The following is a 305-nucleotide window of genomic DNA, read 5'->3' as shown; positions in this document are numbered from 1 at the left end:
GCGGGACCTTTACAGCTCTGTATGTCCGGACTCCGGATTCGGATCAGATGGGACAAGAAGATCGTCGGCGCTTGCAGCAGCATATTCGTATGGCAGAGCAGGCAGGTGCCGACATTTCTACGATCTACGGGGATGACATTCCGCAGCAGATCGCAGAGTTTGCCCGCATCTCCGGCATTACAAAAATCGTGCTGGGGCGCTCCAGCGTACATCGCCGCCATTTCTGGAGTGGAACGTCACTGACTGAAAAATTGACGATGACTGCGCCTAATCTGGATATTTACATCATCCCGGATGCTTCTGCA

The 305-nt window shown here is 53.4% G+C and carries 1 pseudogene; it reads left to right on the top strand.

The features are described 5' to 3' along the window. Positions 1–305: pseudogene (locus P0G09_RS18170) on the top strand (sensor histidine kinase); the annotation flags it as partial.

Origin of the sequence: Faecalibacterium sp. DFI.5.82 (assembly GCF_029076575.1) — a bacterium.
In the GTDB taxonomy this organism is placed as follows: Bacteria; Bacillota; Clostridia; order Oscillospirales; family Ruminococcaceae; genus Faecalibacterium; species Faecalibacterium duncaniae.
The sequence above is the reverse complement of the archived record's forward strand: the minus strand, read 5'-3'. Positions and strand labels throughout refer to the sequence as shown.